The following is a 26,232-nucleotide window of genomic DNA, read 5'->3' on the forward strand; positions in this document are numbered from 1 at the left end:
AAAACGCTCGGCTGGGACACCCCAGCCGAGCGCCTCGCTAAGCTCCTAGCCGTCACCGACTAGCCAACGCGTTGCAACGACCCCTTGAAACCGCCGCGTTAGCAAGGGGCCCTTCCTTACACCTCAGCTGTAGGAGACGCCGATCTGGGCCCGGATGGTGTCGAGGAGCGCCATCACCTCCAGCGTGGCGGCGTGGGGGACCAGCGGGCTCTCCAGCAGTCCCTCGGCGAGGCAGCGCTGGACCTCGGCGGCCTCGTACTGGTAGCCGCCGCCGACCAGCTCACCGGTGATCGTCTCCGGGTCGGCGCCGGCCCGGTGCAGGGTCACCGAACCGGGGCGGAAGAACAGCTCGGGCAGGTCGATCCGCCCGGCGGTGCCGGTGACGGCGGCGGTCACCGGGGTCGCCCCGACCAGGCCGCAGGTCAGCGTGGCCACCGCGCCCGAGTCGTAGCCGAGGACGATCCCGGTGTTCTCGTCGACCCTCTCGGGGCTGAGCTTCGCCCAGGACCGGACGTGGTCGGGCACGCCGAGCAGCAGGTGGGCCAGGCTGACCGGATAGACGCCGAGGTCGAGCAGGGCGCCGCCGCCGAGCGTACGGGCCCGCAGCCGGTGCTCCGGAGGGAACGGCCCCGCCAACCCGAAGTCGGCCCGAACGTTCGTCACCGTGCCGATCGCCCCGGCCGCGACCAGCTCGCAGACCCGGCGGATCAGCGGATTCGTCCGCATCCACATGGCCTCCATGAGGAAGACCCCGGCCGCGCGGGCGGTGTCGACCAGCTCCACGCTGGTCGCCAGGTCGAGGGTGAACGGCTTCTCCAGCAGCACCGCGCGGCCGGCCGCGAGGCAGGTCGAGGCCGCCTGTTGGTGCGCGGCGTGCGGGGTGGCGACGTAGACGACGTCCAGGTCGTCGTCCGCGGCGAGTTCCGCCCAGGAGGCGTACGCGCGCGGCACGCCGTGCCGGGCCGCGAACCGTTGCGCGCTCTCGGCGGTACGTGAGCCGACCGCCACCAGCTCGGCGCCCGGCACCAGCCGGAGGTCCTCGGCGAAGCGGGCGGCGATCTGGCCGGTGGACAGGATGCCCCAACGAGTCATGGCGGCCACGCTAGCGAAGATCACCCGACGTCGGCGTGGTCATCCACCCGTCGGGAACTAGGCTCGGCGCATGACGACCGACGCCGACGGCTTCCCCGCACCCCCGGCGCTCGTGGCGCACGCCCGCCGGTTCCACGCCGAGGGCGGCACCCCGGCCCCGCCCCGGGTCGCGGCGACCGTCCTGCTGCTCCGGCCCGCCGGCGACGACTTCGAGGTCTACCTGATCCGACGGGTCGCCGCGATGGCCTTCGGCGGGATGTACGCCTTCCCCGGCGGCGGGGTCGACCCCTCGGACTCGCAGGCGCACCTGGACTGGGCCGGTCCGACGCCCGCCGGGTGGGGCGAGCGGCTGGGGCTGACCCCGGAGGCCGCCCAGGCGGTCGTCTGCGCCGCCGCCCGGGAGGTCTTCGAGGAGGCCGGGGTCCTGCTCGCGGGCCCCGACACGCAGACCGTGGTGGGCGACGTGAGCGGCGACGACTGGGAGGCCGACCGGGTGGCGCTGGAGCAGCGCCGCGGCGGCTTCGCGGACCTGCTCGCCCGGCGCGGGCTCACCCTCCGGTCGGACCTGCTGCTGCCGTGGAGCCGGTGGATCACGCCGGAGTTCGAGCCGCGCCGCTTCGACACGTACTTCTTCGTGGCGCTGCTGCCGGAGGGGCAGCGGACCCGGGACGTCTCCGGCGAGGCCGACCACACCCTGTGGGCCCGCCCGGCGGACGCCCTGGCCCGCGCGGAGGCCGGTGAGCTGACCATGCTTCCGCCCACCCTGGTGAATCTGGCCCAGGTGGCGGCCGGCGGCGACCTGGCCGGCGTGGCCCGCGCGGCGGCGACCCGGGACGCGTCGACCCCGGTCACCCCGCGCCTCGACGTGCCCGACGACGGCGAGCCCCGTTTCGTGCTGGCCTGACCCGTTACGGATCCTGGCAGGAAGCGGCCGGTCTCCTGCCAGGATCCTCAGCGGACCAGGGCCGGGGCGGGCGGCGACGCTAGGCCACGAAGATGCAGAACGGGTGACCGGAGGGGTCCGCGAAGACGTACAGCGGCTCGTCGGGGTCGTCGGTCCGGTCGAGCAGGAGTTTCGCGCCCAGGGCCTCCGCCCGCTCACGCTGCCTCTCCAGCTCGGCCACGTCCGGGACCGTGAAGTCGAGGTGCAACTGCATCGGCACGTCGTGCCGGGGCCAGGTGGTCCGAGGCAGGCGGTCGACGAGCTGGAAGGCGAGCTGGGCCGCCCCGTCGGAGTCTCTGAGCACCAGCCAGTCCCGGTCGTCGGCCGTCCCGTCCGTCGGCGGTTCGTCACCGGGCCGGTACCGCAGCCCGAGCAGTTGCCGGTAGAACTCGGCGAGCTCCCGTGCGTTCGTGGTGTCGAGCACGGTGTGCAGCAACCGGGGATATCCAGACATGCCCGTCCTCCGCAGCGACCGGTGGGCGTTTTCCGACCCGACCCTAGAACAGATCCTCCGGTGCTGCCGGGTCCGCCAGCGCGGGCGCGGAAAGGAAGGGTCCCCGCCGCACGGCTCAGCCGAAGCGGCCGGTGATGTAGTCCTCGGTCTTCTTCACGCCGGGGTTGCTGAAGATCTTCTGCGTGTTGTCGTACTCGATGAGGCGGCCCGGGTCGCCGGTCTTCTCGATGGAGAAGAAGGCGGTCCGGTCCGAGACACGCGCGGCCTGCTGCATGTTGTGCGTGACGATGATGATGGTGAACTTGTCCTTGAGCTGGAACATCAGGTCCTCGATGGCCAGCGTGGAGATCGGGTCGAGCGCCGAGCAGGGCTCGTCCATCAGCACCACCTGCGGCTCGACGGCGATGGTCCGGGCGATGCAGAGCCGCTGCTGCTGGCCGCCGGAGAGGCCGGCGCCGGGCTTGCCGAGCCGGTCCTTGACCTCGTCCCAGAGGTTGGCCGAGCGGAGCGCCTTCTCCGCCGCCTCCTCCAGGATCGACTTCCTGCGGACCCCGTTGAGCCGCAGCCCGGCCACCACGTTCTCGAAGATGCTCATGGTGGGGAACGGGTTCGGCCGCTGGAAGACCATGCCGATCATGCGCCGAACGGCGGTGACGTCCACGTCCCGGTCGTAGATGTCCTGGTCGTCGATGGTGAGGCTGCCCTCGACCCGGGCACCGGGCAGCACCTCGTGCATCCGGTTGATCGACCGCAGGAAGGTGGACTTGCCGCAGCCGGACGGGCCGATCAGGGCGGTCACCGTCTTCGGCTCGACCGTCAGGTTGATGTTCTCGATCGCCTTGAAGGCGCCGTAGTAGGCGGTGACGCCCGAGGCTTCGATGCGCTTGGCCATGGTGGTGGTACCTCCGGGGTTCATCGGCCGAGCCGGTTGCGACGGGCCAGCAGCTTCGCCGCGACGGTCAGGATCAGCACGAGGGCGACCAGGGTGAGTGCCGCGGTCCACGCCCGTGCCGGCGCGTACCGGGACGCGTCACCGGCCTGCTGGTAGACGAAGAGGGCCAGCGACGACTGGTTGTTCTCGAACGGGTTGAAGTTGATCGCCGCACCGCCGCCGGCGACGAGCAGCACCGGGGCGGTCTCGCCGGCCGCGCGGGCGATGGCGAGCATGACGCCGGTCACGATGCCCGGCAGGGCGGTCGGCAGGACGACCCGCAGGATGGTCTTCCACTTCGGCACGCCGAGGGCGTACGCCCCCTCGCGAAGCGGCGCCGGGACGAGACGCAGCATCTCCTCGGTGGAGCGGACCACGGTGGGCAGCATCAGCACGCTCAGCGCGAGCGCGGCGGCGAAGCCGGAGAAGCTGGGCCGCCCGTCGTTGAACCACGGCGAGACGATCAGCACCCAGAAGGCCAGCACGAACAGGCCGGCGACGATCGACGGGATGCCCGTCATCACGTCGACGAAGAACCGGATCGCGGCGGCGAACCGGCCCCGGCCGTACTCGACGATGTAGATCGCGCAGAGGATGCCGAGCGGGACGGTGATCAGGGCGGCGATGCCGACCTGCTGCAGCGTGCCGACGATCGCGTGGTAGGCGCCGCCGTTCGGGTCCCGCGCGCCGATGTTGTTCATCGAGGTGAGGAAGAAGTCGCCGTCCAGGCGCTCGGCGCCCTTGCTGACCAGCGTCCAGACCACCGAGGCGAGCGGGAGGACGGCCAGCACGAACGCGGAGTGGATCAGTGCGCTCCAGGTGCGGTTGCGGGCCGACCGCCGCCCCTCGACCCGGTTCGCGGCGGCGAACAGGCCGGCCAGGTAGAGCAGCGCGGCGACCACCACGACCAGCACCGGGCCGCCGGTGCCGGTGCCGTACACGAAGGCGGCGGCGACCAGCAGGGCGGCTGCGGCGATGGCCGGCGCGGCGTACCTCGGCAGCCGCCGGGCCTTCAGCGTGGGCGGCTGCGCGGGCGGGCGGGTGCGGTGCGACGTGAGAGTGGTCATGCGGCCACTCCGCTTCGCTCCGCGGCGCCCTGAGGCACCTGGGCACTGTGACGCTGACGCTCGCTCATGCGGCCGACTCCGTGAACTCCCGGCGGCGGTGGATGATCGCCCGCGCCGTGATGTTGACGATCAGCGTGATGGCGAAGAGCACCAGGCCGGAGGCGATCAGCGCGCCCCGCCCCGTGTCGTTCGCCTCGCCGAACGTGTTGGCGATGTTGGCGGCGATGGTGTTGCCGCCGCTCTCGATGAGGTTGAACGAGATGCCGAAGGTGATGCCGAGGGTCATCGCCAGGGCGATGGTCTCGCCGAGCGCCCGGCCCAGGCCGAGCATCACCGCGGCGACGATGCCGGGGCGGCCGTACGGCAGCACGGCGGTGCGGATCATCTCCCAGCGGGTGGCGCCGAGGGCGAGGGCCGCCTCCTCGTTGGCGGTCGGGGTCTGCAGGAACACCTCGCGGGAGAGCGAGGTGATGATCGGCAGCACCATGATCGCCAGGACCAGCGCGCCCAGCATGATGGACTTCCCGAACGGTCCGTCGCCGCCGAAGATGGGGATCCAGCCGAAGTACGTGTTCAGCCAGGCGGAGAAGTCCCGTACCGGGTTGATGAAGACGTCGCGGCCCCAGAGGCCGAAGACCACGCTCGGCACCGCGGCCAGCAGGTCGATCAGGAAGCCCAGCGTGGTGCCGAGCCGGCGCGGCGCGTAGTGGGACAGGTAGAGCGCGATGCCCAGGGCCACCGGCACCGCGATCAGCAGGGCCAGCGCGGAGCTGAACACGGTGCCGAAGGCGAGCGCCCCGATGCCGAACTTCGGCTCCGCGTCGTTCGGGAACCAGCCCTCGAAGGTCCAGAAGCTCTCGGTGTTGGCCCGTAGCGCCGGCACCGCCTTGGCGACGAGGAAGACCGCGATCGCGGCGATGACGACCAGGACGGTGGTGCCGGCGCCCAGGGTGAGGGCGCGGAAGGCCCGTTCGGCGCCGAACGCCCGGGCCCGGGGCAGCGCGCCGCCGCCGCCCAACCCGGCTCCGCCCGGCGTACGGGTGCTGACTGGTGCCTCGGCCGAACGCGCCGAGGCACCGGCGGGCCGGTCGTGACCTTCGGTCACGCTGGTCCCGCCGGTGCCGGCGTGGGCCGAGCGGTGAGGGGTTTCACCCATCTGCTCGCTCGCTTCGAGTTGAGGTGGTGGTGGCGGTGTCGGGCGGCCGGCTCAGGCGAGGTTCTTGACCGCGGCCTCGACCTTGGCGCGGACCGTCTCGGGCAGCGGGGCGTAGCCCAGCTCGGTCAGGTCGGCCTGGCCCGCCGTGCTCGCGGCGTGCCCGAGGAAGCCCTTGACCAGCGGGAGCTTGTCGGCGGCGAGGCCCTTGGAGCAGACGATCTCGTAGGTCACCAGGACGATCGGGTAGGCCCCGGCCTCCTTGGTGTTGTAGTCGATCTTCATCTTGAGATCGTCGCCCTGGCCGACCACCTCGGCGCCGGCGATGGTCTTGCCGGCCGACTCGGCGGTCAGCTCGGCGAACTCGCCCGCGCCGTTGCCGACCTTGGCGGTCTTCAGGCCGCCGTTCTCGGCGTACGACCACTCGACGTACCCGATGGTGCCGTCCTGGCCCTTGATGGCGCTGGCCATGCCGTCGGACTTCGCCGCGCCGGTGCCGCCGGGGGCCTTCCACTCCTTGGCCTTGCCGAACGTCCAGTCGGACGCGGCGGTCTTGGTCAGGAAGTCGGTGAAGTTGTCGGTGGTGCCGGAGGAGTCCGAGCGGTGCACCGCGTTGATGGCGGTCGACGGCAGCTTGGCGTCCGGGTTGTCGGCCTTGATCGCCGGGTCGTCCCACTTGGTCACCTTGCCGGCGAAGATCTTCGCCAGGGTGGCCGGCTTGAGCTGGAGGTTGTCCACGCCGCTGACGTTGTAGGCGATGGCGACCGGGCCGATGACCATCGGCAGGTTGATCGCGGCGCCGCCGACGCACTTGGCGTCGGCCTTCGGCTGCTCCTCCTCCTTGAGGGCGGAGTCCGAGCCGGCGAAGTCGGCGGTGCCGGCGATGAAGGCCTGGATGCCGGCGCCCGAGCCGGACGGCTCGTAGTTGATCTTGGCGCCGGAGCACTTCTGCTGGTAGGCCTTGATCCACTCGTCCATGGCGTTCTTCTGCGCCGACGAGCCCTGGGTGTTCAGCGTGCCGGTGGCGCAGTCGGCGGCGGCCGACCCGGAGGCGGAGGCGCTGCTCGCGGGCTCGTTGTTGTCCGAGCCGCATGCGCTGAGAGCGAGCGTCGCGGTAAGAGCGAGGCAGGCGAGGGTGCCGTGCCGCTGGAGCTTCACCTGAGGGGTTTCCCTTCACGTCTGACTTCGCCCCCGGATTTGGGGCCCGGGGTACCGGCGCTCACCGGCTGATCCAAAAGTTAGGAGCGCCAGGTAGCCGGTTCGCCGGTCGGAAGTGAACGGGGAGTGAACAGGTGCGACAGGGCAGATGACCGCTCGCTGAGGGCGGGTTGTCCGTTCTGTGAACTCGGCTGCCGTTGTCGGAAGTATGGGGATCTTCCGGGGCGGCGGCGCGCGCGGCAACGGGCCCGGGCCGTCGCGACCCGGGCCCGTGCCGGCGTCAGGCCGACTGGTAGTTGACGTGCGCCGACCAGCGGGCGAAGCCGAGCCGCTCGTAGAGCGCGACGGCGGCGGCGTTCGACTCGTCGACGTAGAGCATGACCCGGTCCAGGTCCCGCCGGTCCCGTAGGTACGCCAGGCCGGCCGCGGTCAGCGCCCGGCCGAGCCCGCCGCGGTGGGCCGACGGGTCCACGCCGAGGACGTAGACCTCGCCGATCCTGGCCGAGCCGGGTCGTTCGTGGACCTTCGTCCAGTGGAAGCCGAGCAGCCGGCCGGTGGACCCGTCGACGGCGAGCAGGAAGCCCTCCGGGTCGAACCACGGCTCGTCGAGACGTACCCGCAGGTCGGCGGGGGACCAGCGGCCCTGTTCCGGGTGCTCGGCGAAGGCCCGCGCGTTGAGCGCCAGCCACTCCTCGTCGTCGGCGCCGGGCCGGAACGCGCGCAGCGTCACCCCGTCCGGCAGCGGATGGTCGGGGATCGGGGCGGTCAGCGGCCGGCGCAACTGCCAGAGCACCCGGGCCCGGCGCAGGCCCAGGTCGACGCCGAGCGCGGCGGCGGAGGGGTGGTCGCCGTGCGCCCAGACCCGCAGCGGGCCGTCGGCCGCCGCCAGGACGCCCCGGGCCAGCGCGCGGCCCGTCCCGCGCCGCCGGTACGCCGGGTGCACCACCAGTTCCACCCCGACCCCCGCGCCCGGGTCGGTGGTGTCCAGGTGCGCGTACCCGGTCAGTGTGCCGTCGTCCGCCCGGGTGCTCAGGTGCACGGCGGGCGCGTCCGGGTCGCGCAGCCGGAGCAGGACGTGCTCGTCGAACGGGTCCGCCCCGTCCGCGTCGCCGGCGACCCGGGCGAGGGTCGTCACGTCGGCGATCTCCGTGGGGCTGAGGCGGTCGGCCCGGGTCACCCGGCCGCTGCTCGCTTCGGGGTTGCTCATGACGTCACCGTAGTCCGGTCGATGCCCGGCGCCGCCGCGCTCGGCCGGCCGCCGGGGCGGTGCGGCGGTGACCGGGCCGGACCGCCCGTGGGCGGGTCGGCTCACGTCCGCCCGTCGGGCAGCGCCGCCACCTCGAACCGGCTGGTCAGGTCGGGCAGGATGCGGTGCAGCGCGTCCACCGTGCCCTGCCGGTCGCCGCCGGCGTCGTGCAACAGCACGACCGAGCCCGGTACGACGCCCGCCAGGACCGTCGCCGCGATCCGGCCGGCTCCCGGCACCTCCCAGTCCGCCGGGTCCACGGTCCAGTGCAGCGGCGTCATGCCGAGTTCGTGGGACACCGACACCACCTGGCCCGTCCAGGCGCCACCAGGCTGCCGGTAGTACGCGATCGGCGCGTCGGGCACCGCCGCCCGGATCGCCTCGCTGGTGCGCAGCAGGTCCGCCCGGATGGCGGCCGGCGACCGGCGGCCGAGCTCGAAGTCGTGGTTCCAGCTGTGGTTGCACAGGGTGTGCCCGTCGGCCGCGATGGCCCGGATCAGGTCCGGGTGGCGCTGCGCGTTCTCGCCGACCACGCAGAAGGTGGCCCGCACCTGGTGCTCGCGGAGCAGGGCGAGCACCTGCGGCGTGTACCGCGGGTCCGGCCCGTCGTCGAAGGTCAGCGCGACCAGCGAGGTGCCGCTGGTGGTCTGCGCGCCGAACGGCCCGTCGGCCGGTCCCGGCGACGGCGTGCTGTCGGGGCTGGCGCCGCCGTCCTGCCCGGCCTCCGCCGGGCTGGTGCTCGGCTCGCCCTCGGGGGTGCGGCGCGGAGTGTCCTTCGTGGGCGGCTGGTCGGCGTAGTGCGGGCCGGTGGCGCTGGTGGTCACGCTGGACCGGGACGTCGGCGGGTCGGGGACCAGGCTGCGCCCGAGGGCGTACGCGGAACCGAGCAGCGCGGCGACCACCAGCGTGACGAGCCCGATGGTGCGCGCGGCCGAGGGGTCCCGGATCAGTGGGCCCCATCGTGTCGATCCGCCGCCGCCCCCGTGGTCGATGCGCACTCCGCCGCCCCCTTTTCGTCGCAAACCCGGCAGTCAGAATAGAACCGACTAGCTGCGCCAAAAGGGCATACGCGAAACCGGCCCTGAAAGGGGCGGGGAGGTCAGACCGGCAGGGGCGCGTGCTCGCTCTCCGGCAGGGACCGCGAGGGCGGTACGACGAACTTGTAGCCCACCTGCCGCACCGTGCCGATCATCGACTCGTACTCGGAGCCGAGCTTGGCGCGCAGCCGCCGGACGTGCACGTCGACGGTGCGCGTGCCGCCGAAGTAGTCGTAGCCCCACACCTCGCGCAGGAGCTGGTCCCGGGTGAACACCCGGCCCGGGTGCTGGGCCAGGAACTTCAGCAGCTCGAACTCCTTGTAGGTGAGGTCGAGCGGCCGGCCCTTGAGCTTCGCGGCGTAGGTGTCCGGGTCGATCGTCAGCTCGCCGGCGCGGATCGAGCCGCCGGCACCGGCGGTGGCGTTGCTCAGCCGCCCGACGGCGAGCCGCAGCCGGGCCTCCACCTCGGCCGGCCCGGCGGCGGCGAGGATGACGTCGTCGACGCCCCAGTCGGCGTTGAGCGCGATCAGGCCGGCCTCGGTGACCACCGCGACCAGGGGCACCCCGAGCCCGGTGGCGTGCAGCATCCGGCAGGTCGCCCGCGCCTCGCTCAGCTCGGAGCGGGCGTCGACCAGCACCGCGTCCGGACTGGGGCCGGCGACCAGGGTGCGGACGTCGCGTGGCGCGGTGCGGACCGAGTGCGGCAGCAGGTCGAGCGCCGGCAGCACTGCGGATGGTTCCCCTGCGCGCGCGGTCACCAGCAGCAGGATCTCCACGATCACCTCCGTCCCGGCGGCCGTCGGCCGCGCGCGACCAGCGCACTCCGCGGCGGGGCGTGACGCTGATGAACTTGCGTGGGTCCCGGCGTCGCTGACGGGCGGGTAACGGCTTGAGCGTAACCGAAGGCCCCGGTCGCGCCTCCGCGTCCTTTCCCGTTTGCCCGGCTTGCCCCTGATCGTGACCCCAGGTTTTAACGTTGCCGAAACCGTGGCCCCCGCGTCGGCCGGCGGGTCTGGCACGATCGGGGCGTGTTTCCCTCCAGTTCGCCCGAGACCGGCCGCGACCAGTGGCCCGACGGGCCCCACCCCGGGCCGTCCGGCCCGTCCCGTGGCCAGCCGCCGGCGCCGCGCACCGGGCCGGCCCCCGACGACGACGGCGAGCGCCGGGAGCGCAGCGGCCCGCGCCGCGCCCGGCGGGCCGGTGAGCCGGCCCGGCGACCCGACGACGAGCCGGACGACGAGCCGGACGAGGAGCTGGTGGAGCCGGTCGAGGTGCGCCGCCCGCTCGCGCTGACCGTCGCCGGCTTCGCCGCGCTGCTCGGGGTGGGTCTGGTCCTCGGGGCGCAGACCGCCGGTCCGGGGCACCGCCTGCCCTTCGCGTTCGTCGTCTTCGGCGTGCAGCTGCTCTTCGTGCTGGCCTGGACGATGGCCATGCGACCGCCCGCGCTGCTGCTGGTGGCCGCCGTCAGCGCCGCCGCCGCCGTGGCGGCCGACACCGCGGCCGTCCAGACGGACGTCGCCGGCCTGGCGCCGCTCGGCTACGTCGCGGCGGGCGGCTTCGCCCTCGGGGTGCTCGGCCAGCTCGTCCGGCGGGTCGACCGGGTGCGGGTGACCGACTCGCTCGGCAGCACCCTGCTGATCGTGGTCGGCGTCGTCGCCTTCGGCACCCTGATCGTGCTCAGCCGGATCCCGGCGGGCACCCAGGCCATCACGGTGTGCCTCACCGCCAGCGCGGTCGCGCTCACCGTCGCCCGGCTGACCGACGCGGTGGCGCCGTGGCCGCGGCTGGCCCCCCAGGTGCCCCGGGGCGCGGCCGGCGTGGTCGCCGGCGCGATGGTCGGCACGCTGGTCAGCGCCGTCCTCGGCAGCTACCTGGTGACGCCCTTCACCCCGACCCGGGCCGCGATCATCGGGCTGGTCGCGGCGGTCACCGCCGTGCTGGCCGACCTTGCCGTGGGCTACGCCGAGGCGGGCCGGCTGATGGCGGGGGAGCCGCCGACCATGTGGGTGGCCCGGCACATGCAGGGGCCCCTCGGTGGCTTCGCCCTGGCCGCGCCGGCCGCGTACGCCATGTGCAAGCTCGTTCTCTGACGCGGCGATTGAGCCTTTCCCCGATCGGGTACCACCGGTGGGCCGCTCCGCGGCACCCTCGGCACTGACGACAGGAGGCGGCGTGGCGCACGACGACACGTACGAGGAGCGGCCCCGGCGACGTGGGCGCAAGGTGCTCATCACCCTCGTCGTGCTGCTGCTGGTCCTGGGCGGACTGATCGTGGTGGCCGACCGGGTCGCCGTGGGGGTGGCCGAGCGCGCCATCGCCGACCAGGTCCGGCAGGAGATCGCCAAGCAGGGGGCGCAGTCCTCGCCGCCGGAGGTGGAGGTCGGCGGGGTCCCGTTCCTCACCCAGGTGCTCGACGGCCGGTACGAGCGCATCTCCATCGCGCTGCGCGACGTGCAGGGCTCGGTGCGCGGCGACGCGGTCGCGCTGCCGAAGCTCGACGTGGACGCCCGCAACGTGCGCGCCTCGCTCGACACCATCCGTTCGGGGCAGGGCGACGTGGTCGCCGAGACGGTCGACGGGACGGGCACCATCAGCTACGACAGCCTCGCCAAGCTGCTCGACCGGCCGGGGCTGACCCTCGGCGAGCAGAACGGCCGGCTGGCCGTCACCGCCCCGGTCGACATCCTCGGCCAGCGCCTCACCGTGACCGGCACCGCCGACATCACGGTCGGCAAGGAGGGGCAGGTGGCGCTGAAGTTCAACGACCTGAACGCCGACGGCCTGCCGAACCTGCCGCTGGCCCGGACGCTGCTCAGCAACTACGCCCGCAGCATCTCCATCGACGTGCCCCTGCCCGAGCTGCCGTTCCAGCTCGCCGTCCGGGAGGTCCGGCCGCTGCCCGAGGGGCTGGCCGTCACCGCGGACGCCAGGAACGTGCCGATCAACTCCGCCGCCGGCTGACCGACCCGACCGACCCACCGCCTCCGGCCCCTGCCCCGCCCGCCCCCGCGCCCGCCCCCGCGTCCGCCCGCGCCTGCCGGTTGGGAAGGGCCCCTTCCTCTACCGATTGCGATAGGAAGGTGCCCTTCCTTGCACCTCGGGCTACCAGTACGCGCGTCCCGGATGCTGGTCGGCCCCCTGGTGTGCCCGCGCCCGGCTGGTAGGCTCCCTGCTCATGGGGACGCTCCTCACCAAACGGCGCGCGGTCGACCTGTGCCGCGTGGCCACCTGCCTGTGTCGCCCCGTCATCTGACGGCGGGGCTGTCCTCGGCCGCCTAGCGGCCACCGGCACGCAGGGATTTTTTCTTCTCCCGTGCTCTCTTTCAACGCCCGGCAGCGGCGCCGTCGCACGAACCCGTGATCCGTCCATACGGTGGATCCCGCGCGTGGTGCGATCGTCACGACTTTCGATGCCCTCGTGCTGGTTCACCATCCATCCTCACCAGGGAGTGATCTGATGAGTCGCGACACCGCACTCGTCTCGGCCGAATGGGCCGAGAAGAACCTCGACGCCCCGGGCGTCGTCTTCGTCGAGGTCGACGAGGACACCTCGGCCTACGACACCGGCCACATCGCCGGCGCGATCAAGCTGGACTGGAAGACCGACCTCCAGGACCAGGTGCGCCGGGACTTCGTCAACAAGAGCCAGTTCGAGGCGCTGCTCTCCGAGCGGGGCATCAGCAACGACGACACCGTCATCCTCTACGGCGGCAACAACAACTGGTTCGCCGCGTACGCGTACTGGTACTTCAAGCTCTACGGCCACCGCGACGTGAAGCTGCTCGACGGCGGTCGCAAGAAGTGGGAGCTGGACGCCCGTCCGCTGGTCCGGGACGCGGTGACCCGCCCGGCGACGCAGTACGTGGCGCAGGAGCCGGACACCTCGATCCGGGCCTTCCGCGACGAGGTCGTGGCCGCCATCGGCACCAAGAACCTGGTCGACGTGCGCAGCCCCGACGAGTTCGCCGGCCGCCTGCTCGCCCCCGCCCACCTGCCGCAGGAGCAGGCGCAGCGGGCCGGGCACATCCCCACGGCGATCAGCGTGCCGTGGTCCAAGGCGGCCAACGAGGACGGCACCTTCAAGTCCGACGACGAGCTGCGCAAGATCTACGCCGACGCCGGGCTGGACGACAGCCGCGAGACCATCGCGTACTGCCGGATCGGCGAGCGCTCCTCGCACTCCTGGTTCGTGCTCCAGGAGCTGCTCGGCCACCGCAACGTGAAGAACTACGACGGATCCTGGACCGAGTACGGCTCGCTGGTCGGCGTGCCGGTCGCGCTCGGCGACGAGCCCGGGGAGGCCTGAGCCATGACCGCACCCACCGCTGCCGGCTGCGCCGCGCCCGACCAGGCCGCCCCACTGCCCGCGAGCCTGGACCTGGAGAAGGAAACCGTGATCACCGGCGTCGTCCGCTCCGACGCGGGCGAGGCCGTCCCGGGCGCGTACGTCCGGCTGCTCGACTCGACCGGTGAGTTCACCGCCGAGGTGGTGACCTCGCCGGCCGGCCAGTTCCGGTTCTTCGCCGCGCCGGGCGCCTGGACCCTGCGGGCGCTCTCCCGGCACGGCAACGGCGACACCGCCGTGACCGCCGCCCGGGGCATCAACGAGGTCGCCGTCACGGTCGCCTCCTGACCCTTCCACGCTCTGATCGGCCCGTGGCCCGTCGCCTTCGCAGGTGGCGGGCCGCGACCGTCTCCGGGCGCGGTCGACCGGCGTGACACGATTGCCCCCGTGAACGGCGTGGAAGCGGCGGGGCAGGCCCCGCCTACCGGTCCCGGTCGGCCGGCGGCCCCCCGACGGTGGCTGCCCTGGCTGCTCGCCGGCACGGTGGCGTGGGCGGTGCTGCTGGCGGCGCTGACCTGGCTCTCGGTGCGCAACGATCCGCCGACCGTCCGGGAGCAGCGCACCCTGACCGAGGCCGGTGGCGTCGTCGACCGCGCGGTCGGCGCACTGGTCGCGGCGGCCGGCGACACCGCCGTGCCGACCCCGCCCGTGGTCGATCGGGGCTGCCGGGTCACCCCGTTCGCCGCCGGCGCCGACCTGTCGCGCGGGGTGGACGTCTTCGTCGCGGCGGGCGGGGAGGCGACGCTGTTGGAGCAGGTCGCAGGCCGGCTGCCGGCGGACTGGCGGGCCGGGGTCCGAACCACCTCGGACGGTCCCCGGTTGCGCGGCGACGCGGGCGAGTTCGTCACCGTCTCCGGTGGGATCGCGGGGGACGGCCGGGTCCGGCTGACCGTCGACACCGGCTGTCGGCCGGTGGGCGACGGCTACGACGTACCCGCGACCGGTGCCATCGGCGCGGAGGCGGACGCCCTGGAGGAGGCCCTGCGGGCCCTCGGCGCCCCGGCCGGTCCGGCCGTCCAGGTGGTCACCGCGCCCTGCCCCGGCGGCGGCACCGCCCGCTCCGCGCGCTCCGCCGGTGTCCCGGCCCCCGCGTCCCCGGCCGCCGCACTGGCCCCCGTCACCCGCCTTCCGGTGCTGGACGACCCGCAGGCGTACGCCTACCGTCGTGGCCCGGTGACCGTCGTCGTCGACCTCTCGGGCGACCGGGCCGTCGTCTCGGCCAGCACCGGCTGCCCTGCCTGACCCTTGGGGTCAGCGGCCGCCCGGGTGGTCGTGCGGGGCGCGGCTGCGGCCCAGGGCGTCGACGTGGCCCCAGCGGCCGGGGATGTCGAGCAGCTCGATCCGCCCCATCCCCTCGGGCACGGCCGGGTTGATGATCAGGTGGTCGCCCTGCGGCTCCAGGCCCAGCATCACCCGGAGCAGCAGCAGCGGCGTGCCCGCCGACCATGCCTGCGGGCTGCACGCGGTGGGGTACTCCACCGGGTAGTCGGTGAGGTCCCGCTCGTAGCCGGCGAAGGCCTCCGGCAGCCGCCCGTCGAAGAACGGGGACGCGGCCAGCATGGCCTCGCAGATCTGCCCGGCCTCCCGGCGGAAGCCGTACCGCCACAGCCCCCAGGCGATGATCGAGTTGTCGAACGGCCACACCGTCCCGACGTGGTAGCCGACGGGGTTGTAGCGCCCCTGGTCGTCGGCGAGGGTCCGGACGCCCCAACCGGAGTAGAGCCGCGGCCCCATCAGGTGTTCGGCGATCCGGCCGGCCCGCGACTCGTCGACGATGCCGCTCCACAGCAGGTGTCCGATGTTGGAGGTGAGGGCGTCCACCTGCCGGCCGTCGGCGTCCAGGGCGAGCGCGTAGTACTCCCGTTCCGGGATCCAGAAGTCCCGGTTGAACCGGATCTTCAGCTCGGCCGCCTCCTGCTCCAGCCGGTCGGCGTACGCGGGGTCGCCCCAGAACTCCCGGGCCAGTCGGGCGCCGCGGATCTTCGCGTCGTACGCGTAGCCCTGGAGTTCGCAGGTGGCGCGGGGGAAGCCGGGGAACCGGCCGTCGCGGTACGAGATCGAGTCCCAGGAGTCCTTCCAGCACTGGTTCGCCAGCCCGGTGTCCGGGTTGCGGGTCTGGTACCAGAGGTAGCCCGTGCCGAGCAGGTCCCCGTACGTGTCGATCCAGGCGAGGGCGGCCCGGGTCTGGGCCTCCAGCCCCCGTACCAGCCTGTCGTCGCCGGTCCACCGCTCGTACTCGTCGAGCAGGATGACGAACAGCGGCGTCGAGTCCGCCGAGCCGTAGTACGGCGAGTGGGGCTGTTCCTCGAAGCCCGCCGTCTCGCCGTAGCGCAGCTCGTGCAGGATCTTGCCCGGCTCCTCGTCCCGGAAGTCGTCGATCCGGTGCCCCTGGAGGCCGGCCAGCATCATGAGGGTCGGCGGGATCAGCTCCGGCAGGAAGGGCACCACCTGGAGCGAGGTGATGATGCTGTCCCGGCCGAACAGCGTCATGAACCACGGCAGGCCGGCGGCCACCAGGCGTACGCCGAGGGTGATCGACTCGTAGCGCAGCGCCGCCAGGTCGTTGAGGCTCTGCCGGTACGCCCCGGCCAGCGGCTGGCAGTCGCAGCCGAGCTTCGGCGCCCGGGCGACGAGCTCGTCCTGCTCGGCCCGGATCGCGTCCGGGCCGCGGCTGCCCCCGTACTGCGGGAGGTTGGCCCGGATGTCCTCGCCGCGCGCGCCGTAGACGACGGTCGACACGTGCAGCCGCGTCGTCCACTCGCCGCGCGGGCCGACCCGGACCCGGTAGGTCATGCCGGAGACCTCGATGTGCGCGGGCATGCTGGTGCGGACGACCGTCTCGCGGTGGAACCTCTCCCGGCGGTAGGTCAGGCGCAGCTCGTTCTCGCCGACGGTGGCGGTGGAGTGGCCCTCCTTGCGCCGGACGTGCTTGATCTCGAACAGGTCCGCGAAGTCGGCGCCCATGTCGAGGTGGACGACGAACTCCATGTCCTCGCCGGAGTGGTTGAGCAGCGTCAGCTCCTCCTCGAAGCTGCCGCCGATGGCCCGGCTCCGGATCATCGAGACCTTCGCGTCCAGGTAGTGCGTCGGTTCGCCGGGCACGAGGAAGAAGCGGGTGCGGAAGGACTCCGCGGTGTCGACGGAGAGGGCGTGCAGCCGTTCGCCGTCGAGGGTCAGCAACCAGGTGGAGAGGTGCCGGGTGTCGAACGAGAAGAGCCCGGTCGGGAAGTCGAGGGACGGCTCGATGTCGCCGCGGCTGTCGCTGACCAGGAAGGTGTTGCCGTCCAGGATGCTGACCAGTTCCTTCACGGCAGCCGCCCGGCCTGTCTGCGGGCGACCGTGCGGGGGTCCCGGGTGCCGGGCGGGTCGGGGAAGAACCGGTGGAACAGCAGGAAGAGCACGACGTCGCCGCTGAAGCTGCTCTCGTTGCGCAGCACCGACGAGATCGCCTGGGCCCGGCCGGTGACGAGCCGGTCGAACAGGTCGGCGCTGGTGTACCAGATCGCGTCGGCAGGCCCCCGGTCGCGGCTCACCTCGATCTCGCCCGGACGAAGGCGGACCAGCCAGTGCACCGTCTGACCGCCCTGCGCGAGGTCGATCTGCATCGTCCCGCTGACCGGGCTGACCAGCACCTCGGGGGCGCGCGCCGGCAGTGATTCGAAGAATCGCTCCGTCGCCTCGGTCACACCCGAATCGTAGGCATCTGTCCGACCTGTCGGGCCGGTATCGGCGGGCGGCGGTCAGTAGACCAGGGCCTGGGCCCCCTCGGCCATCGTCTCCTCGACGAAGACCGCCGCGCCGGCGATGCGGACACCCGGCAGCACGTCGTCCGGCCCGATGTCCCGCCGGGCGGCGCACTGGGTGCAGGCGGTCACCGTGCCGGTGGTGAGGATCACGTGCAGCAGCTCGGCCAGCGGGGCCGAGTGCGGCAGCTCGAACTCCTGTGCCTTGCCCGGCAGCGCGAACCAGGTCGACTCCCCGGTCAGCCAGAGCGACACGTGCACCCCGGCGGCGGCCGCGGTGGCGGCGACGGTGAATGCCTGGGCGCACCGCTCCGGGGCGTCCGCGCCGGCGGTGGCCTTGACGACGAGAGTGCGGGCCATGGGGCCCAGCATAGGATGGTCACGATGGTTACCGAGATCGGGTTCGTCAGCCTGCTGGTCGCCGGCCTGGGCGCGCTCGCCGGTGGCCTGGTCTACCTGGCCGTACGTATATCGAGAGGTAACTGGTGAGCGACGAGAACCCCCTGCAGCCGCCGCCGTGGCTGAACGCGCCGCCGGTCGACCCGTACCCCTACGAGGAGAGCCACGACCTGCGCGTCGGCCCGAAGCTGCATCCCTCGCTGGATGGCCTGCTGCCGTACGTCGGGGTGTGGCGCGGCCGGGGGCGGGGTGGCTTCCCCACCATCGAGGACTTCGACTTCGCGCAGGAGATCCGGATCAGCCACGACGGCCGGCCGTTCCTGTTCTACGAGTCGCGCGCCTGGCTGCTCGACGAGCAGAGCCGTCCGGTCCGCCCGGCGGGTCGCGAGGTCGGCTGGTGGCGGCCGGTGATGGACGGCGACCGGGTCACCGACGAGCTGGAGGCGCTGATGACCGTGCCCACCGGCGTGATGGAACTGCACATCGGCAAGCGCAAGGGCACCCAGATCGAGTTCGTCACCGACGCGGTGGTCCGCACGGCGACCGCCAAGGATGTCACCGCCGGTCACCGCCTCTTCGGCATCGTCGAGGGCGCGCTGCTCTACGCCCAGGAGATGGCGGCCCTGGGTCATTCCCTCTCCCCGCACCTGTCCGCCCGCCTCACCCGGGTGGCCGGCTGACCCTCCCTGCGGGGGTCACGGGCGGGGAAAGCCCAGGAGCGCCTGGAGGGCGGGGGTGTGCGCGCAGCGGCGCAGCGGGACGGCGTCCAGGGTGCGGACCTCCGCGAGGCCACGGACGGACGAGCTGAGCCAGACGCCGTCGGCGGCACGCAGCTCGGCCGGGGTGACCAGGCGCTCCTCGGCGCGCAGGCCGAGCGTGTGGGCGTGCGCGAGGAGCCAGGCGGCGGTCACGCCCGGCAGGATGCCGGTCTCGGCGGCGGGCACCGTGCAGAGGGTGTCACCGGCCAGCCAGACCAGGTTGGCCGTGGGCCCCTCCAGCGCGTACCCGTCGGAGGAGACCCAGAGCGCGTCGTCCACGCCGGCGCGGGCGGCCCACCGGCGGGCGGCGGTGCTCACCGCGTACGAGATGGACTTGACCCCGGCCGGCAGCCAGTCGAGTTCGGCGCGGGCCCGCGCCGCGACGCCGAGCGGCAGGGTGGCCACGGTGACCCCGTCCCGGCGCGCCGCCCGGGTCGCCGCCGGCACCTCGCCCAGCGTGGCGTAGCCGGTGGGCGGGCCCCCGCCCTCCGGGCCCCGGGTGCAGACCAGGCGCAGCGACCCCTCCACCTCGGCGGGCCAGCCGGCGCGGACGGCGTCCAGCAGTCCGACCAGCACCTCGGCGGCGGGCAGCGTCAGGTCGACGGCCGCCGCCGCCCGGGCGAGCCGGGCCAGGTGCGCGTCGCGCAGCCACGGCCGCCCGTCCCGCAGGTGCATCGTCTCGAAGAGCCCGTCGCCGTGCAGCACGCCCCGGTCGTCGCCGCGCAGCACCGGCTCGCCGGGCGGCACCAGCCCGCGGCCCGGCACGGCGATCCTCGACGCCACCATGACCGCCGAGCCTAGCGGCGGGCCGGACGACACCGGCGGCGCGCGTGGCGGGGCGAACTATGATCGGACGGTGTCCGAATCCTCCCTCGCGGAAATGCTCCGCGCCCGTGGGCTCCGGCTGACGGCGCAACGGCAGTTGATCCTCCAGGCCGTGCTGGATCTGGGGCACGCCACCCCGGAGCAGGTGCACACCGCCGTCCGGGAGGTGGCCGCAGGGGTCAACATCACCACCATCTACCGCACGCTGGAGCTGCTGGAACGGCTCGGCCTGGTCACCCACACCCACCTCTCGCACGGCTCGCCGACCTATCACGCGGCCGGCGAGGACCAGCACGTCCACCTCGTCTGCCGGGGCTGCGGCGCGATCGACGAGATCGATCCGGAGCTGCTGCGCCCGCTGGCCGACCAGTTGGCGAGCCAGCGCGGGTTCCGGGTGGACATCGGCCACGTCTCGTTCTTCGGCCTCTGCGTCCGCTGTGAGAACGGGGACCGGAAATGATCGACATCGCGGGCGCGGTGAGCGTCGAGAGCATCGACGAGGCCAGCCGCGACCAGCCCGAGCCGGCGCACGCGGCGGCCGGCGTACGGGGCGTGGCGGCGCACTACGGCGACCCGATGCGCGAGCAGCGCACCCTCGACACGGCCGTCGGCCTGGTCGACCGGTCGCACCGGGGCGTCGTCGCGGTGCCGGGTGAGGAACGGATCGGCTGGCTGCACACCCTCACCAGCCAGCACCTGGCACAGCTCACCGCCGGCCAGGGCACCGAGCTGCTGGTGCTCTCGCCGCACGGGCACGTCGAGCAGCACGCCATGGTCGCCGAGGACGGCATCACCACCTGGCTCGACACCGAGCCGGGCGCCACCGCCGGCCTGCTGTCGTACCTGGAGCGGATGCGCTTCTTCAGCAAGGTCGAGCCGCGCGACGTGACGCCCGAGCACGCGCTGCTCTCCCTCGTCGGGCCGGAGGCCCCCGCCGCGGTGGAGACGCTCGGCGCGACCGGGCTGGCCGCGCCCGACGTGGTCGCGGTGCCGGGCCCGAAGTTCCGCTCCGGCGAGCTGCCGCCCCGGCCGACCGCGCTGTACGACGTGCGCCCGCTGCCCGTGGGCGGCTGGGCCCGCCGGGGCCCGCTCGGCGTGGACCTGCTGGTGCCCCGGGCCGCGATGGAGCAGGTGGTCACCCAGCTGCGGGGCAACGGGGTGCCGGTCGCCGGGCTGTGGGCGTACGAGGCGGTGCGGGTGGCCGCCCGGCGGGCCCGGGTCGGGGTGGACACCGACCACCGGACGATCCCGGCCGAGGTGGACCTGGTCGCCCCGGCCGTGCACCTGGACAAGGGCTGCTACCGGGGCCAGGAGACCGTCGCCCGGGTGCACAACATGGGCCGGCCGCCGCGTCGGCTCGTACTCCTGCACCTGGACGGGGTGACCACCGACCAGCCGCCGGTCGCCGGCACGCCGGTGACCCTCGACGGCCGGACGGTCGGCTTCGTCGGCACGGCCGTGCACCACCACGAGCTGGGTCAGGTCGCCCTGGCCGTGGTCAAGCGCAACGTCGCCGACGACGCCCGCCTACTCATCGGCGAGACCGCCGCAGCGATCGATCCGGCCTGATCGCCCCCCGGCGAAAGATTCTCTGTTCTCCGGCACTGAGGCCGGAAAAGTTCCGGTCGACTGGCTCGCCGGCCTCGGTCTAGGATCCGGGCATGACGACAGGGACGTTGATCACGGTTGCCCCCACCGGCGCGGAGTCGGCCAAGGCCGAGGTGCCGGCGCTGCCGGTGACGCTCGACGAGCTGCTGCTGACCGCCAAGGAGTGCGAGGCGCTCGGCGCCGCCGTGATCCACGTCCACATCCGCGACGACGAGGCCAGGCCCAGCCTGGACCAGGGACGGCTGCGGGAGACCGTGACGGCGCTGCGGGAGAGCACCGACCTCGTCGTGCAGCTCTCCTCGGGCGGCGCGGTGACCGACCCGGAGGCCGACCGGCTCGCCGTGCTCGACGCCGGGCCGGACATGGCCTCCTGCACGATGGGCACGCTCAACTTCGGCGACGACGTCTTCCTCAACCGCTGGGAGTTCATCGTCGACCTGCACACCCGGATGCAGGAGCGCGGCATCGTGCCCGAGTACGAGATCTTCGACCTCGGCCACCTGACGGCCCTGCAACGGCTGCTCGGCAAGTACGGCCTGCCGGCCGGCGGGCACGTGCACGTCGACTTCGTGATGGGCGTGCCGGGCGGCATGCCGGGCACCACCCCGGCCCTGGTCGCGGCCCACCAGGCACTGCGCGACCTGCCCGAGGGCACCACCTTCTCGGCCACCGGCATCGGCCGCAGCACCATCCCGGTCATGCTGGCCTCGCTCTCGGCCGGCGGGCACCTGCGGGTCGGCATGGAGGACACGGTGACCTACGCCAAGGGTCGCCCGGTCGAGTCCAACATGCAGCTCGTCGCCCGGGCGGTCGGCTTCGCCCAGCTCGCCCAGCGGCCGCCGCTGACCACCGCCGAGGCACGCGGGCTGCTCGGCGTGCCGACCGCCGGTAGGTAAGCGGCGACCCTGGCCGGCACTGCTGTACACCGGGTCGTCGTCGACCTGCTCACCCGCCCGCCGACCGCTGCCGGAGGTGCCGGTACCGTCCACCCTGTGGGAAAGACGTACGAGGGCGGCGCGCCGCTCGCCGAGGTGGTCCGGTCGGGGTTCGTCGAGGGCGTGCACCGGGGCTCGGTGGTGGTGCTCGACGCCTCGGGGCAGACGGTGGCCGGTGCCGGGGACGTGACCTCCCCGGTCTTCCCGCGCTCGTCCAACAAGCCGATGCAGACGGTCGGGATGCTCCGCGCCGGGCTGACGCTGGCCGACCCCGCCGACGTCGCGCTGGTCTCGGCCAGCCACGCCGGGGAGGAGTTCCACCTGGCCCGGGTCGGGGCGCTGCTCGCCCGCGCCGGGCTGGACGAGTCGGCCCTGCACTGCCCGCCGGACCTGCCCGTGGGCGACGAGGCGCGGACGGCCGTGCTGCGGGCCGGCGGCGGCCCCACCCGTACGCAGATGAACTGCTCCGGCAAGCACAGCGGGATGCTGCTGACCTGCCTGGCCGCCGGCTGGCCGCTCGACGGGTACTGGCGCCCGGAGCACCCGTTGCAGCAGCGGCTGCGGGACGCGGTGGAGGAGTTCACGGGCGAGCCGGCTGCGGCGGTCGGGGTGGACGGCTGCGGCGCCCCGGTGCTCGCCGTATCGCTGACCGGGCTCGCCGGGGCGTACCTCCGGCTCGTCTCGGCGGAGCCCGGCACCGTGGCGCGGACGGTGGCCGACGCGATGCGCGCCCACCCGGACCTGGTCGGCGGCACCCGGGCCGAGGACAGCCGGCTGATGCGGGGCGTGCCCGGGCTGCTCGCCAAGATCGGCGCCGAGGGGGTCGTCGCGGCGGCGGTGCCCGGGGTCGGCGCGGTCGCTCTCAAGATCGACGACGGGGCGGGCCGCGCCCGGATGCCGGTGCTGGTCTCCGCCCTGCGCCGCCTCGGGCTGGACGCGCCGGTGCTGACCGAGTACGCCGAACTGCCGCTCTTCGGCGGCGGCCTGCCGGTCGGCGCCGTCCGGCCCCTCTGGTAGCCGTTTCGTCCGTCGTCGGGGCGTTCAGCGGGCGGTCGAGGGGCGCGACGCGGCGTCGTCAGGGGTGGGGAGCCGGGCTCGTCACTCGTATCCCATGGCCGGAATGACCTCGCCGAGGGCTTCCTCGATGAACCTGCGGGTCTCGTCGTCGAACTGGTCGTTGCGCTGCGCCAGCTTGTGCGACTGGAACACCGAACGGGTTTCGAGGTCGTCGACGCCGAGCCGCCCGAACAGGGCGCGGCGCTGCCCGGGCCAGTCGGCTGCGAGATCCTCCGCCTTCACCTCGACGTATCGCCTGCCCGTCAGGTCGACCGTGTCCTTCCAGGTGAGCCACCGATCGTAGATCGGCTTGAGGTAGGCGAGCGCACCGTCGACCGTGGACGGCGCCCACGGCTGGGCCAGGTGGGATGCGAGCACCGACACCGGGTGACGCTTGATGTGCACGATGGTCGCCTCGGGGACCAGTTCCCAGAGGAACTCCATGCACAGCAGGTTGAACGGCGTCTTCTCGCACCAGGTCGGCTTGCCCGCGTCGGCGGCTGCTCCGCCGAAGATGGTGTCGACCAGGCCCCGCAGGATTCCGAGGAGTTCGCCCCGGTCGCTGAAGTACCTGGGAACCACCCGCCGGCGGCTCAGCGGCGCGAACGGCCCGGCCGGCCGGTCGGCGTTGCCGAAGCCTTCGGCGGGCGCAGGTTCGTCGAAGGTGTACGCGATCAACTGCGGCCAGAGCTGCTCCACCGCGTCCCGGTAGCGCCGCTCGCCGACCAGTTCGGGAACGGTCCTGCCGCGATCGTCGCGCCGGCCGGGCACTCGTACGGTGAGGAAGTCGCTGAGCCGGTGCAGGGCGTCCTCACCGACGGTGGGGTCGTATCGACCGGTGAGCGCGTCGGCCAGGTCCCGCAGGCCACCCGGGTCGACGAGGAACCTGGTCTCCATGGGGATCCGGTGGATCAGCGGATGTTCGCCGATGACGTCGGCGAGCCGTGACGTTCCCGAACGACCCGTACCCGCAACGAAGACGGGTGAGGGGGAGAGAGACATGGCGCGCAGTCAAACTCCCAGCCCGGCGCCCGGGCAATCCATTTATCCCCTGCACCCGTTGGGCGCGGGCCGAGAGGCTGGCCGGCCGATCGGCAAGGACCGCCTCCGCTCCGGGCCCGGCGGGCGTCCGGCCGGCGCGCCGCCCACCTCCGCACCTCGCGGAGGCGGACGACGGGGCGGGGGTCAGGGTAGGAAGTCGAGCAGGGCGGCGTTGACCGGGGCGGGTCGCTCCAGCGGCAGCAGGTGCCCGGCGTCGGGCACGTCGGGCAGGCGGACAGCGTCGGGCGCCTCGGCGGCGATCCGGTCGGCGAGGCGGCTGATGTCGGGCACGTCGGCCGCGCCGGCTCCGACCAGGACGGGCATCCGCAGCTCGTGGAGGCGGCCGATCGCGGGCGGGTCGAGTTCGGCGACGTCGACCGCGCTGAGCGCCAACTCGGCGGCGAGCGCCCGCTGGTCCATCTCGCGGGCGAAGGCGAGCAGCTCCGGGTCGACGTCGGCGGGCTCCCGGCCCGGGCCGACCACCCAGAAGCGCACCTCGCCGGCGGCGCTGGCGGCGAAGTCCTCCGGGTCGACCTCGCCCACCAGGCTCTCCCAGAGGTCGTTCGCCTCGTCCGACCATTCGTGGCCCGATGCGGCGGTGCCGAGGAGGGCGAGCGCGCTCACCCGCTCCGGGTGGGCCAGCGCGGTGTCGATGGCGACGGCGCCGCCGAACGAGCAGCCGACCAGGGCGGCCCGGGGGAGGTCGAGCGCGTCGAGCAGTCCGGCCACGTCGTCGTGGTGGGCGAACGGGGTCGGCGGCAGCTCGGAGTCCCCGTAGCCGCGCAGGTCGAGGGCGATCACCCGGTGCCGCGCGGCCAGCGGGCCGACCTGCTCCCGCCACATCCGCCGGTCCGCGATGCCGGCGTGCAGCAGGACGACGGGCGTGCCGCTGCCGGTGTCGTCGTACGCGAGCAGGGCGCCGTTCACCTCGATCTTGGTCACTGCGGCAAGGTACGCACCGGGGGACCGGGGCGCAACCGCCTTGTGCCGGCGCCATCCTCCGCCGAGCGGTCCCGGGCGCGACCGCCGGGTGGTGCGGGGATCCCGGTCAGCGGCCGAACATCGGCAGGCAGGCCGCCACGCCGTGGACCGTCGCCGCCGGCCGCTCCTGCCGGCGCCACTTCGCGCGGGTGAGCCGTAGGCGGTCGGACACGAGGGCCTCGTCACCGCGGGCGTCGACGGAGATGCCGTCGTGCTCGTAGCCGAGCTTGCGGGAGACCCCCTGGGACGAGTGGTTGTCCTGGAAGACCTCGGTGAGTGCGGTATCGGCGCCGAGGTGGTCGAAGGCCAGCGTGAGCAGGCCGGCGCGGGCCTCGGTCCCGTAGCCCCTGCCCTGGTGTTCGATCCCGAGCCACGACGACGTCGTGACCTGCCGGACGACCCGGAAGTCGCGTGCGCCGAGCGTGACCACGCCGAGCGGATCCCCGTGCCGGAAGACGCCGAGCCCGAGCCGCCACGCCGAGTCACTCCAGTCGCCGAGCCGGCCCCAGTGCCCCTGCAACACGGCGCGCGCCCGCTCCTCCGGCCCGCCGTCGGTCCACGGCGTCAGGAAGGGGCGTTCGTCCGGGCGGTGCACGCCCCGGCCCGCGAGATGCGCGAGTGCCGCCAGTTCCTCCTCGCGGGGCAGGTGAAGCTCAAGTCGTGGCGTGGAGATGGTGAGGCCGTACAGGGGCCACAGGTCGGCGAGCACGGGCTCGATCGTGACGATCGGGACCGCCGTGACGCCACCGGTTTACCGACGGCGACCGACCCGCCGCACCCTGCGCGGGCGTGGCCGGGGCGGCGGGATGAGACGTCGCTAACTCTGGTTAGCGTTCTGCTTGCAAGAGCTAGCAGGGCGCGTTAGCGTCGGGTCCATGGCCACTGGTAAGGACCTTCCCGACGTCGGCGGGTTCATTCGCGACCTGCGCCGCAACGCGAAGATCTCGCTGCGGCAGCTCGCCGAGCAGGCGGGGGTCAGCAACCCGTACCTCAGTCAGATCGAGCGCGGTCTGCGCAAGCCGAGCGCGGAGGTGCTCCAGCAGCTCGCCAGCGCGCTGCGCGTCTCCACCCCCGCGATGTACCTGCGGGCCGGGCTGCTCGACGACAAGGAGGGCCAGGGCGTGCTCGCGGCCATCTCCGTCGACCCCGACCTGACCATGGCGCAGAAGCAGTCGCTCACCCAGATCTACGAGACGTTCCGCCGGGAGAACGCGCGGCTCGCCGAGGCGACCGCGGCGGCCACCGGCGCGACGCCCACCGCCGGGGCCGACGCCGCCGCCGGCACGGGCACGCCGGATCCCGTCGAGGCCGCGCCCGACCTGGCCAACCTCGCCGCCACGGGCCCCACCACACCGGAGGGCACCCCGACCGAGGCCGTGCTGGAGTCGGTCGCCGTCACCGAGGCCGGCCCCGCCCCCGCACCGATCGACACCCCCGAGAAGAAGGCCGCCCGCGACGCG

29 protein-coding genes and 1 pseudogene are annotated in these 26,232 nt (G+C 73.5%); 14 read left to right on the forward strand and 16 right to left on the reverse strand.

Translation table 11 applies throughout. The annotated features are described in order from the left end of the window. Positions 1 to 123: 123 nt before the first annotated feature. Positions 124 to 1,092, reverse strand: coding sequence for a Gfo/Idh/MocA family protein (locus EV374_RS00005; RefSeq protein WP_132230735.1), 969 nt, complete (start codon positions 1,090 to 1,092; stop codon positions 124 to 126). 70 nt (positions 1,093 to 1,162) lie between these two features. Here EV374_RS00005 and EV374_RS00010 point away from each other — a divergent pair, with 70 nt between their 5' ends. Further along, on the forward strand, positions 1,163 to 1,996 hold the full coding sequence (locus tag EV374_RS00010) for an NUDIX hydrolase (protein ID WP_132230736.1): 834 nt from the start codon (positions 1,163 to 1,165) through the stop codon (positions 1,994 to 1,996). A 79-nt stretch (positions 1,997 to 2,075) separates the two neighbouring features. Here EV374_RS00010 and EV374_RS00015 read toward each other — a convergent pair whose 3' ends face one another. The 8 genes from EV374_RS00015 to EV374_RS00050 all read right to left on the reverse strand — a co-directional run bounded on the left by EV374_RS00015 (position 2,076) and on the right by EV374_RS00050 (position 9,863). Then, positions 2,076 to 2,489, reverse strand: a complete 414-nt coding sequence (locus EV374_RS00015) for a VOC family protein (RefSeq protein WP_132230737.1) — start codon at positions 2,487 to 2,489, stop codon at positions 2,076 to 2,078. Between the two features lie 115 nt (positions 2,490 to 2,604). Next, complete coding sequence (pstB, locus tag EV374_RS00020; RefSeq protein WP_132230738.1) at positions 2,605 to 3,381, reverse strand: phosphate ABC transporter ATP-binding protein PstB; 777 nt, start codon at positions 3,379 to 3,381, stop codon at positions 2,605 to 2,607. A gap of 20 nt (positions 3,382 to 3,401) precedes the next feature. After that, positions 3,402 to 4,487: a phosphate ABC transporter permease PstA gene (pstA, locus tag EV374_RS00025; RefSeq protein WP_132230739.1), complete on the reverse strand. Its 1,086-nt coding sequence runs from the start codon at positions 4,485 to 4,487 to the stop codon at positions 3,402 to 3,404. Between the two features lie 64 nt (positions 4,488 to 4,551). Further along, on the reverse strand, positions 4,552 to 5,643 hold the full coding sequence (gene pstC, locus EV374_RS00030; protein ID WP_132230740.1) for a phosphate ABC transporter permease subunit PstC: 1,092 nt from the start codon (positions 5,641 to 5,643) through the stop codon (positions 4,552 to 4,554). A 51-nt stretch (positions 5,644 to 5,694) separates the two neighbouring features. Beyond that, positions 5,695 to 6,798, reverse strand: coding sequence for a phosphate ABC transporter substrate-binding protein PstS (gene pstS / locus EV374_RS00035; protein WP_132230741.1), 1,104 nt, complete (start codon positions 6,796 to 6,798; stop codon positions 5,695 to 5,697). Positions 6,799 to 7,078: 280 nt separating this feature from the next. Then, on the reverse strand, positions 7,079 to 8,005 hold the full coding sequence (gene mshD / locus EV374_RS00040) for a mycothiol synthase (RefSeq protein ID WP_132230742.1): 927 nt from the start codon (positions 8,003 to 8,005) through the stop codon (positions 7,079 to 7,081). Positions 8,006 to 8,106: 101 nt separating this feature from the next. After that, positions 8,107 to 9,036 carry a polysaccharide deacetylase family protein gene (locus EV374_RS00045; protein WP_486485541.1) on the reverse strand — a complete coding sequence of 310 codons (930 nt, stop codon included), beginning with the start codon at positions 9,034 to 9,036 and terminating at the stop codon, positions 8,107 to 8,109. A 107-nt stretch (positions 9,037 to 9,143) separates the two neighbouring features. Further along, positions 9,144 to 9,863 (reverse strand): winged helix-turn-helix transcriptional regulator, encoded by a 720-nt coding sequence (locus EV374_RS00050; protein WP_196255832.1) that lies wholly within the window; start codon positions 9,861 to 9,863, stop codon positions 9,144 to 9,146. Positions 9,864 to 10,109: 246 nt separating this feature from the next. On the opposite strand from EV374_RS00050, the gene EV374_RS00055 reads away from it, so the two are divergent. The 6 genes from EV374_RS00055 (at position 10,110) to EV374_RS00075 (ending at position 14,668) form a co-directional block, all read left to right on the forward strand. Continuing rightward, complete coding sequence (locus tag EV374_RS00055) at positions 10,110 to 11,171, forward strand: hypothetical protein (RefSeq protein ID WP_132230744.1); 1,062 nt, start codon at positions 10,110 to 10,112, stop codon at positions 11,169 to 11,171. A gap of 82 nt (positions 11,172 to 11,253) precedes the next feature. After that, positions 11,254 to 12,042: an LmeA family phospholipid-binding protein gene (locus EV374_RS00060; RefSeq protein WP_132230745.1), complete on the forward strand. Its 789-nt coding sequence runs from the start codon at positions 11,254 to 11,256 to the stop codon at positions 12,040 to 12,042. A gap of 214 nt (positions 12,043 to 12,256) precedes the next feature. Then, positions 12,257 to 12,334 (forward strand): Ms5788A family Cys-rich leader peptide, encoded by a 78-nt coding sequence (locus tag EV374_RS33135; protein WP_311202345.1) that lies wholly within the window; start codon positions 12,257 to 12,259, stop codon positions 12,332 to 12,334. Positions 12,335 to 12,538: 204 nt separating this feature from the next. Continuing rightward, the gene (locus tag EV374_RS00065) at positions 12,539 to 13,387 is read left to right on the forward strand and encodes a sulfurtransferase (RefSeq protein WP_132230746.1); all 849 of its coding nucleotides are present in this window, start codon (positions 12,539 to 12,541) and stop codon (positions 13,385 to 13,387) included. Positions 13,388 to 13,390: 3 nt separating this feature from the next. After that, on the forward strand, positions 13,391 to 13,714 hold the full coding sequence (locus EV374_RS00070; protein WP_132230747.1) for a DUF1416 domain-containing protein: 324 nt from the start codon (positions 13,391 to 13,393) through the stop codon (positions 13,712 to 13,714). Positions 13,715 to 13,813: 99 nt separating this feature from the next. Then, a complete protein-coding gene (locus EV374_RS00075) occupies positions 13,814 to 14,668 on the forward strand; it encodes a hypothetical protein (protein WP_132230748.1) in 855 nt (284 codons plus the stop codon). A gap of 9 nt (positions 14,669 to 14,677) precedes the next feature. Here EV374_RS00075 and EV374_RS00080 read toward each other — a convergent pair whose 3' ends face one another. Genes EV374_RS00080 through EV374_RS00090 form a run of 3 tightly spaced genes read right to left on the reverse strand, consistent with a single transcriptional unit; the run spans position 14,678 to position 17,541 of the window. After that, a complete protein-coding gene (locus EV374_RS00080; protein WP_132230749.1) occupies positions 14,678 to 16,735 on the reverse strand; it encodes a glycogen debranching N-terminal domain-containing protein in 2,058 nt (685 codons plus the stop codon). Further along, the gene (locus EV374_RS00085; protein WP_132230750.1) at positions 16,732 to 17,112 is read right to left on the reverse strand and encodes an SCP2 sterol-binding domain-containing protein; all 381 of its coding nucleotides are present in this window, start codon (positions 17,110 to 17,112) and stop codon (positions 16,732 to 16,734) included. Before EV374_RS00085 ends, EV374_RS00080 begins: the two co-directional genes overlap by 4 nt. Before the next feature lie 54 nt (positions 17,113 to 17,166). Next, positions 17,167 to 17,541 carry a DsrE family protein gene (locus EV374_RS00090; RefSeq protein ID WP_132230751.1) on the reverse strand — a complete coding sequence of 125 codons (375 nt, stop codon included), beginning with the start codon at positions 17,539 to 17,541 and terminating at the stop codon, positions 17,167 to 17,169. A 12-nt stretch (positions 17,542 to 17,553) separates the two neighbouring features. Between EV374_RS00090 and mtfM the strand changes: the two genes are divergently transcribed. Together mtfM and EV374_RS00095 are read left to right on the forward strand one after the other, a co-directional pair. Continuing rightward, positions 17,554 to 17,658 carry a small membrane protein MtfM gene (gene mtfM / locus EV374_RS33140; protein ID WP_266320062.1) on the forward strand — a complete coding sequence of 35 codons (105 nt, stop codon included), beginning with the start codon at positions 17,554 to 17,556 and terminating at the stop codon, positions 17,656 to 17,658. After that, positions 17,655 to 18,248, forward strand: a complete 594-nt coding sequence (locus EV374_RS00095; RefSeq protein ID WP_132230752.1) for a heme-binding beta-barrel domain-containing protein — start codon at positions 17,655 to 17,657, stop codon at positions 18,246 to 18,248. The genes mtfM and EV374_RS00095 overlap by 4 nt, the downstream gene beginning before the upstream one ends. A gap of 15 nt (positions 18,249 to 18,263) precedes the next feature. Here the strand turns inward: EV374_RS00095 and EV374_RS00100 are convergent, their stop codons facing one another. Further along, entirely contained in the window at positions 18,264 to 19,112 is an 849-nt protein-coding gene (locus tag EV374_RS00100; RefSeq protein WP_132230753.1) for an aminotransferase class IV, read from the reverse strand. A gap of 70 nt (positions 19,113 to 19,182) precedes the next feature. Between EV374_RS00100 and EV374_RS00105 the strand changes: the two genes are divergently transcribed. The 4 genes from EV374_RS00105 (at position 19,183) to EV374_RS00120 (ending at position 22,711) form a co-directional block, all read left to right on the forward strand. After that, positions 19,183 to 19,611 (forward strand): Fur family transcriptional regulator, encoded by a 429-nt coding sequence (locus tag EV374_RS00105; RefSeq protein ID WP_132230754.1) that lies wholly within the window; start codon positions 19,183 to 19,185, stop codon positions 19,609 to 19,611. Beyond that, entirely contained in the window at positions 19,608 to 20,720 is a 1,113-nt protein-coding gene (gene ygfZ, locus EV374_RS00110; protein ID WP_132230755.1) for a CAF17-like 4Fe-4S cluster assembly/insertion protein YgfZ, read from the forward strand. The genes EV374_RS00105 and ygfZ overlap by 4 nt, the downstream gene beginning before the upstream one ends. Before the next feature lie 92 nt (positions 20,721 to 20,812). Next, entirely contained in the window at positions 20,813 to 21,655 is an 843-nt protein-coding gene (locus tag EV374_RS00115) for a beta-keto acid cleavage family enzyme (protein WP_132230756.1), read from the forward strand. Between the two features lie 96 nt (positions 21,656 to 21,751). Then, positions 21,752 to 22,711: an asparaginase gene (locus EV374_RS00120; protein WP_132230757.1), complete on the forward strand. Its 960-nt coding sequence runs from the start codon at positions 21,752 to 21,754 to the stop codon at positions 22,709 to 22,711. An 81-nt stretch (positions 22,712 to 22,792) separates the two neighbouring features. On the opposite strand, the gene EV374_RS00125 is transcribed toward EV374_RS00120, so the two are convergent. From EV374_RS00125 to EV374_RS00135, 3 genes are all read right to left on the reverse strand, one after another. Next, a complete protein-coding gene (locus EV374_RS00125; RefSeq protein WP_132230758.1) occupies positions 22,793 to 23,647 on the reverse strand; it encodes a sulfotransferase in 855 nt (284 codons plus the stop codon). A 288-nt stretch (positions 23,648 to 23,935) separates the two neighbouring features. Next, on the reverse strand, positions 23,936 to 24,733 hold the full coding sequence (locus EV374_RS00130; RefSeq protein ID WP_132230759.1) for an alpha/beta fold hydrolase: 798 nt from the start codon (positions 24,731 to 24,733) through the stop codon (positions 23,936 to 23,938). 106 nt (positions 24,734 to 24,839) lie between these two features. Further along, positions 24,840 to 25,481 (reverse strand): GNAT family N-acetyltransferase, encoded by a 642-nt coding sequence (locus tag EV374_RS00135; RefSeq protein WP_132230760.1) that lies wholly within the window; start codon positions 25,479 to 25,481, stop codon positions 24,840 to 24,842. Between the two features lie 166 nt (positions 25,482 to 25,647). Here EV374_RS00135 and EV374_RS00140 point away from each other — a divergent pair. Then, positions 25,648 to 26,142 (forward strand): annotated as a pseudogene (locus EV374_RS00140) (helix-turn-helix domain-containing protein); the annotation flags it as partial. Positions 26,143 to 26,232 lie beyond the last annotated feature (90 nt).

This window comes from Micromonospora sp. CNZ303 (assembly GCF_004345505.1).

What these genes read in the sequence shown, in the direction of transcription:
- EV374_RS00005 (WP_132230735.1), bottom strand. Translation starts at nt 1,092, where the DNA reads ATGACTCGTTGGGGCATCCTGTCCACCGGCCAGATCGCCGCCCGCTTC.
- EV374_RS00010 (WP_132230736.1), top strand. Translation starts at nt 1,163, where the DNA reads ATGACGACCGACGCCGACGGCTTCCCCGCACCCCCGGCGCTCGTGGCG.
- EV374_RS00015 (WP_132230737.1), bottom strand. Translation starts at nt 2,489, where the DNA reads ATGTCTGGATATCCCCGGTTGCTGCACACCGTGCTCGACACCACGAAC.
- pstB (WP_132230738.1), bottom strand. Translation starts at nt 3,381, where the DNA reads ATGGCCAAGCGCATCGAAGCCTCGGGCGTCACCGCCTACTACGGCGCC.
- pstA (WP_132230739.1), bottom strand. Translation starts at nt 4,487, where the DNA reads ATGACCACTCTCACGTCGCACCGCACCCGCCCGCCCGCGCAGCCGCCC.
- pstC (WP_132230740.1), bottom strand. Translation starts at nt 5,643, where the DNA reads ATGGGTGAAACCCCTCACCGCTCGGCCCACGCCGGCACCGGCGGGACC.
- mshD (WP_132230742.1), bottom strand. Translation starts at nt 8,005, where the DNA reads ATGAGCAACCCCGAAGCGAGCAGCGGCCGGGTGACCCGGGCCGACCGC.
- EV374_RS33135 (WP_311202345.1), top strand. Translation starts at nt 12,257, where the DNA reads ATGGGGACGCTCCTCACCAAACGGCGCGCGGTCGACCTGTGCCGCGTG.
- EV374_RS00065 (WP_132230746.1), top strand. Translation starts at nt 12,539, where the DNA reads ATGAGTCGCGACACCGCACTCGTCTCGGCCGAATGGGCCGAGAAGAAC.
- EV374_RS00070 (WP_132230747.1), top strand. Translation starts at nt 13,391, where the DNA reads ATGACCGCACCCACCGCTGCCGGCTGCGCCGCGCCCGACCAGGCCGCC.
- EV374_RS00090 (WP_132230751.1), bottom strand. Translation starts at nt 17,541, where the DNA reads ATGCTGGGCCCCATGGCCCGCACTCTCGTCGTCAAGGCCACCGCCGGC.
- mtfM (WP_266320062.1), top strand. Translation starts at nt 17,554, where the DNA reads ATGGTTACCGAGATCGGGTTCGTCAGCCTGCTGGTCGCCGGCCTGGGC.
- EV374_RS00100 (WP_132230753.1), bottom strand. Translation starts at nt 19,112, where the DNA reads ATGGTGGCGTCGAGGATCGCCGTGCCGGGCCGCGGGCTGGTGCCGCCC.
- ygfZ (WP_132230755.1), top strand. Translation starts at nt 19,608, where the DNA reads ATGATCGACATCGCGGGCGCGGTGAGCGTCGAGAGCATCGACGAGGCC.
- EV374_RS00115 (WP_132230756.1), top strand. Translation starts at nt 20,813, where the DNA reads ATGACGACAGGGACGTTGATCACGGTTGCCCCCACCGGCGCGGAGTCG.
- EV374_RS00125 (WP_132230758.1), bottom strand. Translation starts at nt 23,647, where the DNA reads ATGGAGACCAGGTTCCTCGTCGACCCGGGTGGCCTGCGGGACCTGGCC.